At 70.6% G+C, this 17,964-nt stretch carries 7 protein-coding genes; 4 read left to right on the top strand and 3 right to left on the bottom strand.

Features of this window, described 5'->3' with window-relative positions; genetic code table 11:
• Positions 1 to 113: 113 nt before the first annotated feature.
• The 3 genes from BM436_RS09265 to BM436_RS09255 all read right to left on the bottom strand — a co-directional run bounded on the left by BM436_RS09265 (position 114) and on the right by BM436_RS09255 (position 5,004).
• Complete coding sequence (locus BM436_RS09265) at positions 114 to 1,172, bottom strand: hypothetical protein (RefSeq protein WP_093555212.1); 1,059 nt, start codon at positions 1,170 to 1,172, stop codon at positions 114 to 116.
• Between the two features lie 127 nt (positions 1,173 to 1,299).
• Entirely contained in the window at positions 1,300 to 3,387 is a 2,088-nt protein-coding gene (locus tag BM436_RS09260) for a prolyl oligopeptidase family serine peptidase (protein ID WP_093555211.1), read from the bottom strand.
• 69 nt (positions 3,388 to 3,456) lie between these two features.
• Positions 3,457 to 5,004 carry a CehA/McbA family metallohydrolase gene (locus BM436_RS09255; RefSeq protein ID WP_229489757.1) on the bottom strand — a complete coding sequence of 516 codons (1,548 nt, stop codon included), beginning with the start codon at positions 5,002 to 5,004 and terminating at the stop codon, positions 3,457 to 3,459.
• Between the two features lie 266 nt (positions 5,005 to 5,270).
• Between BM436_RS09255 and BM436_RS09250 the strand changes: the two genes are divergently transcribed.
• The 4 genes from BM436_RS09250 to recD all read left to right on the top strand — a co-directional run bounded on the left by BM436_RS09250 (position 5,271) and on the right by recD (position 17,882).
• On the top strand, positions 5,271 to 8,423 hold the full coding sequence (locus BM436_RS09250; protein ID WP_229489740.1) for a CHASE domain-containing protein: 3,153 nt from the start codon (positions 5,271 to 5,273) through the stop codon (positions 8,421 to 8,423).
• Positions 8,424 to 8,491: 68 nt separating this feature from the next.
• Positions 8,492 to 11,974 carry an exodeoxyribonuclease V subunit gamma gene (recC, locus tag BM436_RS09245; RefSeq protein ID WP_093555209.1) on the top strand — a complete coding sequence of 1,161 codons (3,483 nt, stop codon included), beginning with the start codon at positions 8,492 to 8,494 and terminating at the stop codon, positions 11,972 to 11,974.
• Positions 11,971 to 15,855: an exodeoxyribonuclease V subunit beta gene (recB, locus tag BM436_RS09240; protein WP_093555208.1), complete on the top strand. Its 3,885-nt coding sequence runs from the start codon at positions 11,971 to 11,973 to the stop codon at positions 15,853 to 15,855. Before recC ends, recB begins: the two co-directional genes overlap by 4 nt.
• Positions 15,852 to 17,882, top strand: coding sequence for an exodeoxyribonuclease V subunit alpha (gene recD / locus BM436_RS09235; protein ID WP_093555207.1), 2,031 nt, complete (start codon positions 15,852 to 15,854; stop codon positions 17,880 to 17,882). Before recB ends, recD begins: the two co-directional genes overlap by 4 nt.
• The last annotated feature ends 82 nt before the right edge of the window (positions 17,883 to 17,964 follow it).

The raw sequence follows: 17,964 nt of genomic DNA, 5'->3' as shown, positions 1-17,964 counted from the left end.
ACGGAAACTTTTTGTCATAGAATAAAATTTATTTTATTTCCACCGCGCACGATTGGCGCGGCGGGGACTTGGACCGCCCGAGGGGGGCGCCCAGGGGGACAGTCGGGGGAAGGTCAGGCGAGCAGCCGGGCGGCCGTCTTGGGGGCGATGTACAGTTCGTGCAGGCCGAAGTAGCCGATGCCGAGCGCCACCAGCGTGGCCGAAAAGGCGGCGCCGTGCCACGCCGCATTGCGCGCGGCCGAGCGCAGGCGCACCCGCAGGCGCGAGCGCGTCAGCGTCAGCGGCACGAGTCCGGCGATGATGCCGCTGTGCCCGACCAGATCGACCATGCCGAAGGGCGGGATCGCGACCACGAACACCAGCAGCAGCAACGCGGCGGCGATCTGGCTGCCCACGCCGAAGGCGAGCAGCCCGAACGACAGCGCCACTTCGCCGAAGCCGTACATATACATCGCGGTCTCCGGCGAGACGCCCAGGCTGAGGAAGGAGATGTTCTTCATCAGGTCGAAGCTCCATTCCGGGTAGGCGAATTTCTCGATGCCGCCCCATAGCAGCGTGACCGCGGCGCTGGCGCGCAGCACGTCCAGGCTCAGCAAGACGCTGTCGCCGCGCGCCAGCTTGGGCAGCAGCAGGATGACGCCGAGGCCCAGGAACAAGGGATAGTCCAGCAGGTGGAACCAGCCGTACTCGGCCACCGCCATCGCGTACAGGCCGATCAGCGCGAGCCCGGCCAGCCACGCCGTGGGGCGCCACAGCACCAGCGCGGCGGCGGCCAGTTGCACCGCCGCCACCCAGTGCGGCGCCCGCAGTTCGGGGGTGAGGTAGGCGGGCTCCGCCAGGCAAGTCGCGGCCAGCACGAAGTAGATGGCCAGCCCGCAGCGCAACAGCGGTATCGCGCGGGGCGCGACGGCGTCGTGCACGCGCCGGCTGAAGCGGTCCAGCGCGTCGTTGCGGGCGAGATGCCAATCGAGCGCGGCCAGCGCCGCCATCGCGGCCACCGCGGCGGCGAAGAAGGCCCGCCACAGGTCCAGCGACAGCACGCGTCTTGGATCCCGTGGCGGGCAGACGATGTCCCACTGCGCGAACCACTTCACGTGCGCCTCGGCGGGGCCGGCCAGCGCCAGTACGAGCATGACGCAGGCGCAGGCGATGGCGCGCGAGGAAATTTTCACGAATGTCTCCCGTGGTGGTTTTGAGGGAAATAATTATTATTTATAACTATTATAAAACAAAAAAGTTATAACTTATATTATTTCCGCCGCGACGCCGCCCGGGAGTCCGCGCGCCGCGGCCGGCGCGTCAGGCGGCCAGCTGCTTGAGCAGGAAGGCGTAGGTCAGCGCCCACATGAGCGCCTGCTGGTCGTTGTTGGCGGCGCCGGCGTGGCCGCCCTCGGTGTTTTCCCAGTACAGCACGTCGTGGCCCTGTTCCATCATCAGCGCCGCCATCTTGCGGGCGTGGCCGGGGTGGACCCGGTCGTCGCGGGTGGAGGTGGTGAACAGCACGCGCGGGTAGCGCCGGTCCGCCGCCACGTTGTGGTAGGGCGAGTAGCGGGCGATGTAGGCCCATTGCTCGGGATCGTCCGGGTCGCCGTATTCGCCCATCCAGGAGGCGCCCGCCAGCAACTGGTGGTAGCGCCGCATGTCCAGCAGCGGCACCTGGCAGACCACGGCGTTGAACAGGTCCGGCCGCTGCGTCATGACGGCGCCCACCAGCAGGCCGCCGTTGCTGCCGCCCATGATGCCCAGGTGGCGCGGGCTGCTCAGGCCGCGCGTGATGACGTCCTCCGCCACGGCGATGAAGTCGTCGTAGGCGCGCTGGCGGTGCCGCTTGAGCGCGGCCTGGTGCCAGCGCGGCCCGAACTCGCCGCCGCCGCGGATGTTGGCCAGCACGTAGATGCCGCCTTGCTCCAGCCACGCGGCGCCGGTGGCGCCGCTGTAATACGGCTTCAGCGACACCTCGAAGCCGCCGTAGCCGTACAGCAGCGCGGGCGCCGGGTTGGCGGGGCGGTCGCCGGGCAGCGCGCCGTCCGGTGCGCCGTCGCGCATGACGACGAAGTAGGGCACCGGCGTGCCGTCGCGCGAGGCCGCCTCGTATTGCAGCACCCGGTAGGGCGCGGCGTCGAAATAGGCCGGCAGCGATTTCAGGACGACGCGCTCGTCGCTGCCCACGCGGCACAGGCACAGCGTGGTCGGCGTCAGGAAGTCGGTCACCGACAGCATGTACTCGTCGCTGTCGATGGAGTCCAGCGCGTCCGCCTCCAGCGAGCCGAAGGCGGGCGCGGCCACCGGGCGGCGATGCCACTCGCCGTCGTCCAAGGTCAGTTCGATGACGCGGTTCTTCACGTTGTCCAGCACGTTGAGCAGGATGGCCGAGCGCGTCACGCTGACGCCGTCCAGCGACGTGGCCGCGGTCGGTTCGAACAGCACTGCGAAGTCGCGTTCGCCCGCCAGGAAGCGGCGGAAGTCCGTGGCCAGCAGCGCGCCCTGCGGGTAGCTGCGCCCGCCCGTGGTCCACTCGGAGCGCAGGTCGATGATGAGCTGGTCGCGCACCGTGTAGGCGGTGGCGTCGTCCGGCTTGTCGACCTTGGTCAGCGTGGCGCCGTCGCGCAGGTAGAGCTCGTTGGTGTAAAAGCTCATCGAGCGCCAGATGAACTCGAATTCGCAGCCCGGCGCGAAATCCTTGCCGGCGCCCACGCTCAGGTCGTCCGGCAGCGCCTCGTACAGGGTCAGCGCGTGGTCCAGCGGCGTGCCGCGCCGCCACTCCTTCACCACGCGCGGGTAGCCCGAGCTGGTCAGGGTGCCGGCGCCGAAATCGGTGCAGACGAACACGGTGTCGCGGTCTATCCAGGAGGCGCTGCCCTTGGCCTCGGGCAGGATGAAGCCGTCGGCGACGAAGCCGCCGGTGGCCAGGTCGAATTCGCGCAACACGTGGGCGTCGCCGCCCCCGCGCGACAGCGAAATCAGGCAGCGCTCGCTTTGGTGCAGGAAGGAGGCGCCGCCCCAGACCCAGTTCTCGTCCTCGTCGTCGGCCAGCCGGTCCAGGCTGATGATGGTTTCCCATTCCGGCTCGGCGCGGCGGTACTGCTCGGGCGTGGTGCGCCGCCAGACGCCGCGCACATGCTCGGCGTCGCGCCAGAAGTTGTAGTAATGGCCCTCGTGCAGGGTGACGTAGGGGATGCGCTCCTGCGAGTTGAGGATGGTTTTCAGGCGCCCGTGCAGCACGGGGAATTGCGGCAGGCTTTGCAGTTCCTCGGTGGCGACGGCGTTCTGGCGCCGCACCCAGTCGAGCTGGGCGTCGCCCTCGACGTCTTCCAGCCACAGGTGGGGATCGGCGTGGGGATCCAGGTCGGAATCAAGCTTGGGCTCGTTCAGGGGGTGTTCGGTCATGCAGGTCTCCGGTGGGCGCCGCCTTGGTGATGAGGCAGTCTATCCGCATATCGCCACCCGTGCCACCCCTCAGCGCTGCCGCACCCAGACCGGCGCGGACCACAGCAGCTTGCCGTCCTCCTGCGTGAGCCGCGCGTAATAGAAATGCTCGCCCGGTTCGGGCGTGATGGTGGTGACCGCCGCGGCGCCCGGCAGCGGCGCGGAAGAGCCCGGCTTGCCGGGAACCCCGGCCACGATGCTGAGCGCGCTGGCGCCCACGCCGGCCGTGTTCAGGTGGCGCACCTCCAGGGTCAGCGGTCCGCTGTTGTCGAAGCGCTCGCCCATCAGGCGCCCGTTCGCCGTCAGTATCAGCCGCGCCTGCTTGTCCATGGTGGCGAACACGCGGCGCGCCCGGATCGCTTGCAGGAAGCTACCCATGGTCAGCGCCTCGCCCTCCGGTATCAGCACCCCGGTGCGGTTGGTGTAGGACATGCCCCAGTTCGCGCAATGGTTGTCCTGGTTGCTGGCGAAGGCCAGGTGGTAGCCGGCCTCCAGCAGGCGCACGCAGCTGTCCTCGTAGTTGCTGCGGAAGCCCTCGGTCTCCGTGGTGTTGGTGGAGAAGGCGGAGGTGTTCATCACCTCGCACAGGGCCATGGCCTCGTCGCCGGCCTCGCTGTAGCCCAGGGCCTTGCCGCGCACCTTGAACTGGCTTTGCTTGGGATGGTTGAACTGGCCCAGCCAGCCGCGCTGGCGCATCAGCGTGTACAGGGCGGCGTAGCCGCCCTTGGCGGTGTGCGTGTCGGCCAGCAGCTCGCCGGCGCCGTTGCGCTCCCAGCCCAGCAGTTCGTTGCTGTTCAGGATGTTGAGGTGGCCGCCGTTGCTGATCACGCCCCATTCCATGCCGTACAGGGCCAGGAAGCCCGGGTGCGCCGCCGAGTAGGCCGCCGCCGCCGACAGGCCGGACTGGTACAGCGCCTTGGCGCGCGCGGGATCGGCGGCCGGCTCCGTGCCTTCGGAGCCGTCGTACATGTGGTTGTGTTCGGACGTCAACAGGAAGTCCAGGCCGTGCACGCGCGCGTATTCGTAGGCGTCGTCCGGTCCGAAGGGGGCGCTTTGCGGCGCCTGGGCGCCCTCGCAGTGGTCCAGGGCGCCGCCGCCGTCGCTGTGGCTGGTCTGGCTGTGCAGGTTGCCGTAATAGACCGTGTAGGGCAGGGCCTGGGCGGCCGCGGCGGCCGCGCCGGCCGGCGGCATCGCCAGCCGCGCCGGCGGCGCGAGGGCGACGTCCCAATGTTGCGCGACGGCTTCGGCGCCGCGCGTCCGGCCGCGCGCGTCCATGGGCTCGGCCCGAATCCGCAAGCGGTGGGGGCCGGGCGCCCCGGCCGCGGCCACCGACGGGGCGCTCACCGGCACGGTCACGCTGGCGGCGCCGTCGCGCAGCGCCGCGCGGCCGCGCCAGCGGCGCAGCACCCGTCCCGCCGGGTCCACCAGTTCAAGCCGCCAGCGCACCGCCGCTTCGCCGCCCGGCTGGCTGAAGCGCAGCGTGACCCGCGCCGGCGCGCCGCCCGTGTCCAGCCGGTACGGCGCCTCCAGCGCGGCTTCGAACTCGTGGTGGTCGCGCTGTTGCGAAGGGGCGCACATTATAGTGCCGTGCGACCCCCAGCAGACGACGCCAGCGGTTAACATGGCGAATGCCCTTGCGGATGGTGTTTTCATGATCGCCTCCCTGCTCTGCAATTAGAGGAGCGGGGCGAAGATAGGTTCCGCGTGGTGTTGTTCTGGACAGGTTCGGGATGTTTATTCTGGTGTGGAAACGGTTTTTAATAGTATGCTGCTGCAATGCAAAAACTATTTTTGGCATGAAGTGATAGCCGATGCGTAAATTGAGTGCATTGCTCAAAAGCCTGATGAATATACGTACCTTGCTGTGGGGCATAGGTATGTCGCTGGCCGTGGCCGTCGGCATGGTGTTGTATGCCAACGCCGCGCGGGTGGTGGAAGAGGACGACCGCCAGCGTTTCGACAACCTGGCGCGCAGCACGCAGTACAGCATCTCGGCCCGCGTGAAGTCGTATTCGGACGTGGTGCGCGGCCTGGTGGCCCTGTTCCAGACCAGCGACTCGCTGGACCGCTTGCAATTCCATCAATACGTGGCGGCGCTGAACCTGCCGCAGCACTTCCCCGCCATCGAGGCGCTCAATTACGTGGTGCCGGTCGCCGACGCCGACCGCGACGCCTTCGTGGCCGGCGTGCGCAACGACCGCAGCCTGCATCCGGGCGGCTATCCCAACTTCGACATCAAGCCGCCGGGCCGGCGCGAGAAATACAATGTGATGCTCTACATCGAGCCGATGGAAATGGTGATGGAGCGCTTTGGCGTGGACATCGGCGCCAATCCGGCCATCGCGCGCGCCATGGACCTGTCGCGCGACACCGGCCAGGTCAGCGCCTCCGGCCAGCCGGTGGTGGTGAAGAAGCCGGTGCCGCACATCGGCCTGGGCATGCGCCTGCCGGTCTACAAGCGCGGCATGCCGGTCAACGACGTGGCCAGCCGCCGCGCCGCCTATGTGGGCTCGGTCGGCATCGGCTTCTCGGTGGCCAAGCTGGTGCAGGGCGCCATCGACGAGATGGCGATCCGCCAGGTGCACATGATCCTGTACGCGGACAGTTCGACCGACGTGGAAAAGCGCCGCCTGACCATCGAGAAGACCGACCGCCTGCTGTACAACGACAACGGCTCGATCGAGGCCGCGCCGGCCGCGCCGGAGCATCCCGAGGACTACCTGGAGACGGTGCTGCCGATCGACTTCAACGGCACGCTGTGGAAGGCGCTGTTCCGCGTCAAGAAGTCCGACCTGCACAACGGCCTGGACCCGTATTTCCCGTGGATCGCGCTGGGCACCGGTTTCATCGGCACCATGCTGATCTACGGCTACCTGCTGACCTTGTACTTCTCGCGCCGCAGCGCTGTCGAGCAGCGCCAGCTGCTCGACAGCGTGTTGAACAACATCGACGCGCGCGTCTTCATGAAGGACCAGAACCGCCGCTACATCTACGTCAACGCCAAGATGGCCGAGGTGATGGGCCGCCCGGTGCACCAGATCATCGGCAAGATGGACCGCGAACTGATGCCAGCCGGCGAGGCGGACGCCGCCTGGGCCGAGGAGCGCCTGGTGTTCGCCGACGGCCTGAAACGCGCCGGCGAGGAGCGCTACGTGGACCGGCACGGCGAGGTGCAACACCTGTGGGCGGTGAAGGCGCCGGTGCGCATCGACAGCGAGGTGGCGGCGGTGATCGCGCTGGCCACCGACATCACGGAGCTGCACAACCTGAAGGAACAGGCGCAGGCGGCCAACCAGGCCAAGAGCGACTTCCTGTCCAATATGAGCCACGAGATCCGCACGCCGATGAACAGCATCATCGGCATGGCGCACCTGGCCATCAAGTCGGTCACCAATCCCAAGCAGCGCGACTACCTGCAGAAGATCTTCCACTCCGGCCAGCACCTGCTGGGCATCATCAACGACATCCTGGACTTCTCCAAGATCGAGGCCGGCAAGCTGGAGCTGGAGGTGCTGGACTTCGCGCTCGAGACCCTGCTGGGCAACGTGGCCAACCAGCTGGGCGAGAACGCGGCGCGCAAGAACCTGGAGCTGGCGTTCGAGATCTGGCCCGGCCTGGCGCACCAGCTGCGCGGCGACCCGCTGCGGCTGGAACAGATCCTGCTGAACTTCACCAGCAACGCCATCAAGTTCTCCGAAAACGGCAAGATCTTCATCCGCGCCCGCCCGGTCGAGGACCGCGACACCCACACCGTGGTGCGCTTCGAGGTGCAGGACAGCGGCATCGGCATGAGCCGGGACCAGATGACGAAACTGTTCCAGTCCTTCCACCAGGGCGACACCTCGACCACGCGCAAGTACGGCGGCACCGGCCTGGGCCTGGTGATCAGCAAGCAGCTGGCCGAGTTGATGGGCGGCGGCGTGGGCGTGGACAGCGTCGAGGGCCAGGGCAGCACCTTCTGGTTCACCGCGCGCCTGGCCAAGGGCACCAACTTCCTCGCGCAAAGCCACGGCAAGCCGCTGCAGGCGGACGTGATGGAGACCATCAAGGGCGCCGCCATCCTGCTGGTGGAGGACAACGTCTTCAGCCAGCAGGTGGGCCAGGAACTGCTGGAGGACGCGGGCGCCACGGTCAGCATCGCCAACAACGGCAAGGAGGCGATCGACATGCTGTTGCGGGACAAGTTCGACTGCGTGCTGATGGACGTGCAGATGCCCGTCATGGACGGCTACGAGGCCACGCGCCTGATACGGTCGCATCCCAAGCTGGCCGGCACGCTGGTGATCGCGATGACGGCCAACGCGGGCCGCGAGGACCAGGCCCGCTGCATCGCCGCCGGCATGGACGAATTCGTGACCAAGCCGATCGCGCCCAACCTGCTGTTCACCGTGCTGTCGCGCTGGATGAACCAGCGCGCGGGCGAGGGCGGGCGTCCGCCGCGCATGGACGCGCGTCCCATGGTGTCGGCCGCCGCCGGCGTCGAGGCGGCGCCGCCGGCCAGTCCCGGCGTGCAGGCCGGCGCCGCGCCGGCGGCCCAGGCCGGGGGCGGCGACGGGCACCGGCCCGCGCCCAACGCCGCCAACGCCGCGCCCACCGCCGCGCAGGGCGACGGCGCGGCGCAGGCCGTGGACGCGGCGATCGCCGCGGCGGACATGTTCGACATCAATTCGCTGGCGCAGACCTTCGGCAACCGGCAGGAAAAGATGCGCAAGTACGCCGTCATGTTCCTGGACTCCGCGCGCGACGGCATGGTGGAGGTGAACGACGCGCTGGCCGAGGGCGACCTGGCGCGGCTGTCCGAGCTGGGGCACCGCATCAAGTCCTCCGCGCGCGCCGTCGGCGCCATGCGCTTCGGCGAGTTGTGCTTGGCGCTGGAGCACCTGAAGCCGGACTCCGACCCGGCGCGCGCCCGCCACATCGTGGCGCGCATGCAGCCCATGCTGGACCACCTGAAGGACCACATCGCCCATGAGCTGGACGCGCACGCGGCCGGCTGACCATAAGCGTGTAGCCGCGCGGGCCGGGTTGCGACGATAATGGCGGCTCGGCCCACAACGCACACACCATGATCACACCCGGCTTACTCATCCTGCACGGCAACCAGATGGAACAGCTGCGCGCGGCCGTGTTCCAGTGGCTGCGCGGGCATCCGCTGGCGCCGCTGGAGACCGACATCTTCCTGGTGCAGTCGAACGGCGTGGCCGAGTGGCTCAAGATCGCGCTGGCGGAGGAACTGGGCGTGTGCGCGGCGACCCGCGTGGCGCTGCCGGCGCGCTTCCTGTGGGAGACCTACCGCGGCATGCTGGGCCGCGACCGCGTGCCGCGCGTCTCGGCCTTCGACAAGGCGCCGCTGACCTGGCGCCTGATGCGGTTGCTGCCGGCGCTGCTGGCCGGCGAGGTGTTCGCGCCGCTGCGCCACTTCCTCGGCGACGGCGATCCCGAGCGCCGCCTGCAGCTGGCCGAGCGCCTGGCCGACCTGTTCGACCAGTACCAGGTGTACCGCGCCGACTGGCTGGAGGACTGGGCCGCCGGCCGCGACCTGCTGCGCACCGCGCGCGGCGAGCACGCGCCGCTGCCGGACGACCAGAAGTGGCAGGGTGCGCTGTGGCGCGAGGTGATCGCCAGCGTGCCGGAGGATGAGCGCGGCCTGGGACGCGCCACCGTCCACACCGAATTCGTGCAGGCCGCCGCGCGCGGCGAGCGGCCGCAGGGGCGCCTGCCGCGCCGCATCGTGCTGTTCGGCGTGTCGGCCCTGCCGTACCAGACCCTGCAGGCGCTGGCGTCGCTGGCGCGCTACACGCAGGTGGTGCTGGCGGTGCCCAATCCCTGCCAGTTCTACTGGGGCGACATCATCGACGGGCGCGACCTGCTGCGCTCCGCCCACCGCCGCCAGCAGCTGCGCAACGGCCGGGACCTGGCGCAGATCCCGCTGGAGGAACTGCACGCGCACAGCCATCCGCTGCTGGCGAGCTGGGGCCGCCAGGGCCGCGACTTCGTGCGCATGCTGGACGAATTCGATGCGGCCGCGAACGATGCGGCCGAGGCCTCCGGCGGCGATGGCGCCGCGCCGCTGCGCGTGGACCTGTTCAGCGAGGGCGACGGCGGCACGCTGCTGGGCCAGATGCAGGCCGCCGTGCGCGACCTGCTGCCGCTGTCCGAACATCCGCACACGCCGCCGCCGGACGGCGACCGCTCCATCGAATTCCACGTCACCCACAGCGTGCAGCGCGAGGTCGAGGTGCTGCACGACCAGCTGCTGGCGATGTTCGCCGACGCGCAGCATGCAGGGAATCCGCTGCGCCCGCGCGACGTGGTGGTGATGGTGCCCGACATCGACGTCTTCAGCGCCGCCATCCACGCGGTGTTCGCCCAGCACAAGCGCAGCGACCCGCGCTACATCCCGTTCGAGATCGGCGACGTGAACGACCGCAGCGTCAATCCGCTGCTGGTGGCGCTGGAATGGCTGCTGCGCCTGCCGCAGCAGCGCTGCCGCCAGAGCGAGGTGCGCGACCTGCTGGACGTGCCCGCGCTGGCGCGCCGCTTCGGCCTGACCGAGGACGACCTGCCGACGCTGGGCCTGTGGACCGAGGGCTCGGGCGTGCGCTGGGGGCTGGACAAGAAGCACCGGGCCGGCCTGGACCTGGCCCCGGCCGGGGAACAGAACGCCTGGATTTTCGGCCTGCGCCGCATGCTGCTGGGCTACGCCTGCGGCGGCAACGTGGCCTTCGGCGGCATCGAATCCTATGGCGAGGTGGGCGGCCTGGACGCGGCGCTGGCCGGCTCGCTGGCGCAGCTGGTGGAGGCGCTGCTGGCCTGGCGCGACCTGCTGGCGCAGCCGCGCACGCCGGCCGAGTGGGGCGCGCAGGCGCGCGCGCTGCTGGCCGCCTTCTTCGACGCGCGCGAGGAGGGCGACCGCCTCACGCTGGCGCTGTTGAACGACACCCTGAACCGCTGGCTGGACACCTGCGACAGCGCCGGCTTCGACGAGGCCGTGCCGCTGGCGGTGCTGCGCGAGTCCTGGCTGGGCGCGCTGGACGAGCCCACGCTAGACCACCAGTTCGTGTCCGGCGGCGTCACCTTCTGCACGCTGATGCCGATGCGCGCGGTGCCGTTCCGCGTGGTCTGCCTGCTGGGCATGAACGACGGCGACTTCCCGCGCCGCGCGCGCAAGGCGGACTTCGACCTGCTGGCGCTGCCCGGCATGGGCCGTCCCGGCGACCGCTCGCGCCGCGACGACGACCGCTACCTGATGCTGGAGGCCGTGCTGGCCGCGCGCGACAAGCTGTATATCAGCTGGGTGGGCCGCAACGTGCGCGACAACAGCGAGCAGCCGCCGTCGGTGCTGGTGTCGCAACTGATCGACTACTTGCGCGCCGGCTGGCGCCTCGACCTTGAAAAGCGCACCACCGAGCACGCGCTGCAGCCTTTCAGCCGCCGCTACTTCGAGCAGGGCGGCCTGCCGACCTACGCCGGCGAATGGCGCGCGGCGCACATGGGCGGCGATGGGGCGGGCGACGTCGCCGACGCGGGCGGCGACGCCGATGGCGCCCCGGAGGAACTGCCGCCGTTCGAAATGGACCAGAACTACCGCCTGCGCCTGAACACCCTGGCCAGCTTCATGCGCCAGCCCGCGCGCTACTTCTTCCGCCAGCGCCTGGGCGTGCTGTTCGCCGAGGCCGTGCTGGTGGGCGAGGACGAGGAGCCGTTCTCGCTGAACGCGCTGGAGCGCTACGGCCTGGAGGACAAGCTGCTGGAAGACGACGGCGAACCGGAGCCGGTCTCCGAGGTGCGCGCCACCCTCACCGAGCGCGCCGAGCGGCTGGAGCGCGAGGGCCTGCTGCCGATAGGCCTGGTGGGCAAGCACGAGCAGCGCAAGCTGGTGGACGCGCTGGTGCCGGTGCGCACCGAATGGCTGCGCCTGCGCGCGCGCTACCCGCTGCCCGCGCCCAAGTTGCCGGTGCTGTTGTCGTTCGGCGCCGGCGAGGCGCGCATCCCGCTGGAGGACTGGGTGGACCAGCTGCGCAGCAACGGCACGGAAACCGTGTGGCTGGCGCAGATATCGTCCAAGGTGGCGGACAAGGCCAAGCCGGGCGAGAAACCCAGGCCGCGCGGCGACAAGCTGATCGCCATGTGGCTGCGCCAGCTGGCCGCCGCCGCGCAGGGCCAGCCCGTCACCGGCTATCTGGTGGCGCGCGACGCCGTGGTGAAAATGGCGCCGCTGGAGCCCCAGGCCGCGGCCGCGGCGCTGGCCACCGTGGTCGCGCTGTGGCGCCACGGCATGGACAAGCCGCTGCCCACCGCCTGCAAGACCGCGCTGGCGCTGGTGCGCGAGGGCGACCCGCGCGCGGTCTACGACGGCGATTTCAACCGCGACGGCGAGAACACGGACCTGTGCCTGGCGCGCCTGTGGCCGGATTTCGCCGCGCTGGCGGCCGAACCGGAATGGGCGGACTGCTCGCGCGAGCTGTATGGCCCGCTGGCGGACTGGCTGGACGGGCAGATCACCCTGACGCCCATCGCCCCCGGGGACGGGGAGGACGCGGCATGAGCCAGTTGCTCCATTCCCTCACGTTCCCGCTGCACGGCTCGCGCCTGATCGAGGCCAGCGCCGGCACCGGCAAGACCTGGACCATCGCCGCCCTTTACGTGCGCCTGGTGCTGGGCCACGGCGGGGAGGACGGCCACCGCCGACCCCTGATGCCGGCCGACATCCTGGTGATGACCTTCACCCGCGCCGCCACGCGCGAGCTGTCCAACCGCGTGCGCGAAAGGCTGATCGAGGCGGCGGCCCACTTCCGCGGCCAGGCCGCCGCCGCCGACCCCTACCTGGACGCGCTGCTCGGCAGCTATCCCTCGCACGAGGAGCGGCAACGGGCCGCGCACCGGCTGATGCTGGCGGCGGAGACGATGGACGAGGCGGCCATCTTCACCATCGACGCCTGGTGCCAGCGCATGCTGCGCGAGCACGCCTTCGACAGCGGCAGCCTGTTCGACGAGGAACTGGTCAGCGACGAGGCGGCGCTGTTCGAGGACGCGGCGCACGACTACTGGCGCCAGCAGGTCTACCCGCTGAACGCGCAGGCGCTGGACGCGTTGCTGGCCTGCTGGCCGGACGTGGAGGTGCTCAAGCGCAGCGTGGGCGAACTGGCCCGCCGCGCCGAGCTGCTCGCCGAGCAGGCCGGCGCGCCGGACGAATCGCTGTCGGCGCTGATCACGCGCGTGCAGCGCTTCCAGCGCTCGCAGCTGCTGGAACTGAAGGAGGGCTGGTGCGAGCGCGCCAACCGCATGGAGCAGTGGATCGCGCGCGAACGGGAAGCCGCGCCCAAGTGCTTCAACGGCGTGAAGATGAAGCCGGAGACGCTGGTCAAATGGTTCGACGGCCTGCGCGCCTGGGCCCAGGACGACGCCATGGTGCAGCCGGACATCAGCGACACGGCCTGGCGCCGCCTGACCACGGCGGGCATCGAGGACGCCTGCGCCAAGGGCTACTCGCCCGCCATCCCGGACGACTTCGAGCACACCGCCGCGCTGGCCGAGGGGCTGGCCAGGCTGGAGCCGCTGCGGCACCCGCTGTACCGGCACGCGGCGGCGGCCATCGCGCGGCGCATGGCGGAGCTGAAGAAGCGCGCGCGCCAGTTCGGCTTCGCCGACATGCTGGAGCGCCTGCGCCTGGCGCTGCTGGGCGCGAACGGCGCCGCGCTGCGCAAGCGCATCACCGAGCAGTATCCGGTGGCCATGGTCGATGAATTCCAGGACACCGCGCCCAGCCAGTACCAGATCTTCGACCTGCTGTACCGCGTGGCCGACAACGATCCGGCGCTCGGCCTGTTCCTGATCGGCGATCCCAAGCAGTCGATCTACGGCTTCCGCGGCGCGGACATCCACAGCTACCTGTCCGCGCGGCGCGCGACGGAAGGGCGGCATTATCAGCTGGGCACCAACTACCGCTCCACGGCGCCGCTGGTGGCCGCCGTCAACCAGGTGTTCCTGCACGCCGAGGGCGCGGGCCAGTCGGGTGGCTTCGAGCGCGGCGCCTTCCGTTTCCGCACGCCGGACGGCAATCCGCTGCCCTTCGACGCGGTGGACGCCAGCGGGCGCAAGGAGCTCCTGGTGGGCGCGCAAGGACAGGTCGAGGCGCTGCTGGTGTCCTGCACCCCGTCCGAGGACATGAAGGCCGAGGCCTACCGAGACTTCTTCGCCCACCACTGCGCCGAGCATATCGTCTGCCTGCTGAACGATCCGCACGCGGGCTTCGACGGGCCGCAGGGCTTCAAGCGCCTGCAGCCGGCCGACATCGCCGTGCTGGTGCGCGACCGCAGGGAGGCGTCCGCGATACGGCGCGCGCTGCAGCGGCGCAAGGTGGCCAGCGTCTACCTGTCGGACAAGGATTCGGTGCTGGAAAGCGAGGAGGCGGCGGACGTGCTGCGCTGGCTGTCCGCGCTGGCCAGCCCGCTGGACGGCGGCCTGGCGCGCGCCGCCTTCGCCACCCGCACGGCGGGCCTGGGCATGGCCGAACTGGCGCGGCTGTCGTCCGACGAACTGGCGTGGGAAGAGCGCGTCGAGCAACTGAAGACGCTGCACATCGTGTGGCAGCGGCAGGGCGTGCTGGCCATGCTGCGGCGCTTCATCCACGAATTGAAACTGCCGGCCGCGCTGCTGCGGCAGGCCGGCGGCGAACGCCGCCTCACCAACCTGCTGCACCTGGCGGAGCTGCTGCAATCGGCCAGCCGCCAGCTGGACGGCGAACAGGCGCTGATACGCTGGCTGGCCGAGCAGATCGAGGGCGGCGGCGAGGGCGGGGACGAACGGGTGCTGCGGCTGGAGAGCGACGCCGAACTGGTGAAGGTGGTGACGGTGCACAAGTCCAAGGGGCTGGAGTATCCGCTGGTGTACCTGCCGTTCGCCGTCACCGCGCGCAAGGCGGAGCGGCGCAACCGCAGCTTCCTCGAGTACACCGACGCGCGCGGCGCGCGGCATATCGACATGGCGCTGAGCGACGAGGCGCTGGAGGCGGTGGAGGCCGCGCGCATCGCCGAGGACCTGCGGCTGCTGTACGTGGCGCTGACGCGGCCGCGCCACTTCCTGTGGCTGGGCGTGGCCGCGCTGGCCGCGCGCAAGGCGGGCGAGAACACGCTGCACGACTCGGCGCTGGGCTATCTGCTCACGGGCGGCGAGCCGCTACCGGCCGGCGAACTGGCGTCGCGTTGGGAGCGGGTGCGCGGCGGGTGCGACGCCATCTCGGTGCGCATGCTGGAGGAGGCGGGGGCGGTGACGATGCTGGACCGCGTCGAACAGCGCCCGCAACTGATCGCCGCGCTGCGCTTCGAGGGCGACTTCGAGCGCGACTGGACGGTGGGCAGTTTCACCTCGCTGGCCCGGCGCGGCAACCAGGCCGGCGCGCCGCGCACGGTGAACGCGGTCGCCACGCCGGCCGCCCCCGTCGTTCCGCCCGCCGCCGACGATCCCTTCGAGACCGTCGACGCGGCCATCGCGCCGGCCAGCGGCGGCGCGGGCATGGACGGCGCCTACGTGCCGCGCACCGCGCTGCAGGAGAAGCTGCTGGAGGCCGCCGCCTCGCAGGACGCGGCGCGGGCGGCCGGCGGCGTGTCCGCCGCCGCTCATGCCACCGCCGCCCACACCAGCAACGCCCACGCCGCCGCGCCCCGCGCGTTGGCCGCCGCGCCGCTTCGGCCGGAGGACGCGCCATGGCACCGCTTCCCGCGCGGCTCGGTGCCCGGCAACTTCCTGCACGAGCAGCTTGAGTGGATGGGCCAGGAGGGCTTCGGCGAGGTGCTGGACCCGCACTTCGACACCCGCCTGATACGCCGCATCGAGCGCGCCGGCTGGGCGCACCGACAGGACGACACGGTCGCCTGGCTGCGCGCCATCGCCACCGAGCCGCTGCCCCATCTGGACGCGCCGCTGGCCAGCCTGGAGGCCGTGCTGCCCGAGATGGAATTCTGGTTCCCCAGCGAGAACCTGAGCAGCGGCGCGCTGGACCGGCTGTGCCGGCGCCACCTGCTGCAGGGCGTGGCCCGTCCCGCCCTGCCGGAGCGGCGCCTGCACGGCATGCTGAAAGGCTTCACCGACCTGGTGTTCGAGCACGAGGGGCGCTACTGGGTGCTGGACTACAAATCGAACGCGCTGGGCGCCAACGACGCGGCCTACCACACGCAGGCGCTGGCGCACGGCATGGCCGAGCACCGCTACGACATCCAGGGCGCGATCTACATGCTGGCCCTGCACCGGCTGCTGCAAACCCGCATGGACGACTACGACCCCGCGCTGCACCTGGGCGGTGCCATCTTCTTCTTCCTGCGCGGCATAGGCAACGCGCAGACGCGCGGCTGCTACCTGCTGGAGCCCGAGGCGGCCCTGCTGGACGGCCTGGACGCCTTGTTGCGCACCACCAAAGGCGAGCGAACATGAGCATCCATCCCGCGCAAGCGGCCAACCACGCCGCGCTATTGGCCCAGATCGACGCGCTGACCGAGGCCGGCCAGCTGCGCCGCCTGAGCGGCGCCTTCGCCCGCTTCATTGCCACCCTGGGCAACAGCTCGCCGCCGCTGATGCTGGCCTGCGTGCTGCTGTCCGAACTGGAGGGGCGGGGCCACAGCTGCCTGCTGCTGTCCGAGCTCGCGTCCGACCCGCGCGGCATGCTGGGCTGGACCGAGGAGGAATGGAGGGCGCTGAAGGCGTCGGCCGGGCCGCTGCCCAAGAACGCCAGCGCCTGGCGCGCGCTGCTCTACACCAGCGAACAGGTGTGGCCGGTGGCCGACCTGGACTTCGGCCAGCCGCTGGTGCTGGACCAGGACCGGCTGTACCTGCGTCGCTACTGGCGCGACGAGAGCACGGTGGCCCGGGCGGTGCGCGCGCGGGCCGGCGAGGCGCGCCCGGTGGACGTGGGCCGCGTGCGGCACTGGCTGGACATCCTGTTCCCGCACGCGCCGCGCGAGGGCGGGCCGGACTGGCAAAAGATCGCCTGCGCGGTGGCGCTGCGGGCCAACCTGGGCATCATCACCGGCGGACCCGGCACGGGCAAGACCTACACCGTGGCGCGCCTGCTGGCGCTGCTGTTCGCCACCGCCGGCGGCAAGCGGGAGCTGGCGCCCGGCGCGGAGTTCGAGGCCGGCGCGGCGGGCGGCCTGCGCATCGCGCTCGCCGCGCCCACCGGCAAGGCCGCCGCGCGGCTCAAGCAATCGATCGACCACGCGCTGGAGGAACTGGCGGAAAAGGTGCCGGAGCTGGACCTGCCCGGACTGGCCGCCCGCATGGGCGCGGCGCGCACCCTGCACAGCCTGTTGGGCGCGCGGCCGGACACGCGCCAGTTCGTGCACAACAAGGGCAATCCCCTGGACGTGGACGTGCTGATCGTCGACGAGGCGTCCATGGTGCACCTGGAGATGATGGCGTCGCTGCTGGACGCGCTGCCGGACCACGCGCGGCTGATCCTGCTGGGCGACAAGGACCAGCTGGCGTCGGTGGAGGCGGGCGCCGTGCTGGGGGACCTGTGCCAGGACGCGCAGTCCGGCGGCTACAGCGCCTCGACCGCCGCCTACATCCTCGCCGCGAGCGGGCAGGCGATCCCGGAAGGCTTCCTGCGCGACGCCGGCCCGCTGGCGCAGCAGACGGTGATGCTGCGCCAGAGCCGCCGCTTCGGCGGCCCCATCGGGCAGCTGGCGCTGGCCGTCAACGCCGGCGACGCCGCCGCCGCGCGCGCCGCGCTGGGCGGCGACAGCGGCGGCCAGCTGGCGTGGATCTCCCCCGCGCAACCGTCTGACGCGCTGCAACTGGCGCTCGCCGGGCGCGAAGGCGCCGGCGGCGGATACGAGCGCTACCTGCGGCTGATACGCGCCGGCCACGACGCCGGGACGCATGAAGGGGGGCACGAAGGCGGGCACGAGCAATGGGTGATGCGGGTGCTGGCCGCGTTCGAATCGTTCCGCATCCTGTGCGCGGTGCGGGTGGGCGAGTGGGGCGTGGCGGGGCTGAACGAGGCCATCGAACAGCGGCTGGAGGCGGCCGGGCTGCTGCGCCGGCGCGGCGAATGGTACGAGGGCCGTCCCGTGATGGTGACGCGCAACGACTACGGCACCGGCGTGTTCAACGGCGACATCGGCCTGACCTTGCCCGATCCGGCGCGGCCGGGATCGCTGCGGGTCTACTTCAGCGAAGGCCAGGCCGTGCGCAGCGTGCTGGCGACGCGGCTGCGGCAAGTGGAAACGGCGTTCGCGATGACGGTGCACAAATCGCAGGGATCGGAATTCAGCCACACGGTGATGGCGCTGCCCAAGGAAAGCAGCGCCGTGCTGGCGCGCGAGCTGGTCTACACCGGCATCACGCGCGCGAAGCACCACTTCACCCTGCTGACGCCGGTGGCCGACGTGCTGGACGACGCCATCGCCGAGCGCACCCAGCGCGCCAGCGGCCTGCGCACCCTCATCGCCGGCAACTAGTTACCGCCGATACATCGGTGTCAGGCGCGACATTCGGACATTTCCGCAGGAAAATGTCCGAATGTCGCGCCTGACACCGATG

The organism is Pseudoduganella namucuonensis, assembly GCF_900116645.1.
Lineage (GTDB): Bacteria > Pseudomonadota > Gammaproteobacteria > Burkholderiales > Burkholderiaceae_D > Rugamonas > Rugamonas namucuonensis.
The sequence above is the reverse complement of the archived record's forward strand: the minus strand, read 5'-3'. Positions and strand labels throughout refer to the sequence as shown.